Origin of the sequence: Eisenbergiella sp. OF01-20, assembly GCF_003478085.1 — a bacterium.
GTDB lineage: Bacteria > Bacillota > Clostridia > Lachnospirales > Lachnospiraceae > Eisenbergiella.
This window is the reverse complement of sequence record NZ_QUES01000082.1, coordinates 1-1,274: the sequence shown is the minus strand read 5'-3', so window position 1 is coordinate 1,274 and position 1,274 is coordinate 1. Positions and strand designations below refer to the sequence as shown.

Below are 1,274 nucleotides of genomic sequence, written 5' to 3'. Positions count from 1 at the left end.
TGGAAAAGCCACAAGGAGGATACGGTTGACTGGAACGACCAGAAGTATTGTGAAATCTGGCGGCATGAATGGGAGGTCATCCAGAACCGCTATCTGGAAGCCAATGACCGCCCGGAGCGTATGGACTTGCGTTCCTATGCCAGACAGGGGCTTGATATTGTCCCCACTGTCCATGAGGGGGCTGCTGTCCGGCAGATGGAAAAGCGTGGTATCCAGACGAATATCGGCAACCTGAACCGGGAAATCAGAGCCGCCAACCGCCTGATGAAGTCCATCCGGCAGCTTATCCAAAACCTCAAAGGCTGGATTACCGAGCTGGGGGAAAAACGGAAAGAGCTGCTTGCACAAAAAGCGGCGGAGGAAGCAACACTTCTTCCCAATCTGCTGATGAAGTATATGGAGATACGAAAGGAAGAACGGAAGGACTGGACAAGGGCTGGACAGAACCGGGGGACTTCACAGGACTTAAAGGCAGTCAGCGAAGCCCTGTCCTATCTCCGGCAAAAGGGGCTTTCCACTGTGGAGGACTTAGAAGCATTTCTGGAATCTTCCGGGAAATCAGCCGCAGATTACCGCAATCAGATGAAGCCAAAGGAAGCCCGCAGCAAAGTGATTGACGGGATTCTTGCCAGCCGGACAGACTGCAAGGAATGTAAGCCTGTCTATGAGAAGTACCAGAAGATATTTTTTAAGAAAACAAAAGTACAGTTTACAAGGGACTACACAGAGTAGGTATCTGACGGGAGGGGGTCCGCCCGTCAGATTTTCCATGTGATATTCAAGCTGTCGCTTGTGGCGGCTATGGTGGTAATCATCAAATCCACCACCCGCCGCTTGTCGTCAAAGGATACATTGTCCCATGTGTCGAGGTAGCCAGAAATCTGATTGACCTGTTCCGGGCTGATGGCTTCCACCGTCAACTCGGCTATCTGCTTCACAAGTTCCTGTTTGCGCCCGTCCAGTTCCGCTATCTTCACATTCACATAGGAGAGCAGCACATTGTTTGCGCTCGTCAGACTGTCCACCAGTTTTTCAATCTCGCCGTCCACATGGGCAAGTTCCACTTGCAGGGCGGCAATTTTCGGGTTTGCCTTTGCCGCTTTCTTTCTGCCTGTCAGCGTCTTGTAGCTTGCCAGTTTCTTTACCATCTGCTGATAAACAACCGCTTCCAGTTCCGAAGTAATGATTTTCCCGCACCCGGCACAGCTTTTATTGTCCAGCCGTTTTGTGCAGCGGAGATATTGCTTTCCCACAGGATTGTTAATGCTCATAAG

At 51.0% G+C, this 1,274-nt stretch carries 2 pseudogenes; one reads left to right on the top strand and one right to left on the bottom strand.

Annotation, left to right across the window (positions count from 1 at the left end):
• Nucleotides 1–729: pseudogene (locus DXA36_RS32455) on the top strand (MobA/MobL family protein); the annotation flags it as partial.
• A gap of 29 nt (nucleotides 730–758) precedes the next feature.
• Here DXA36_RS32455 and DXA36_RS32445 read toward each other — a convergent pair.
• A pseudogene (locus DXA36_RS32445) lies at nucleotides 759–1,274 on the bottom strand (recombinase family protein); the annotation flags it as partial.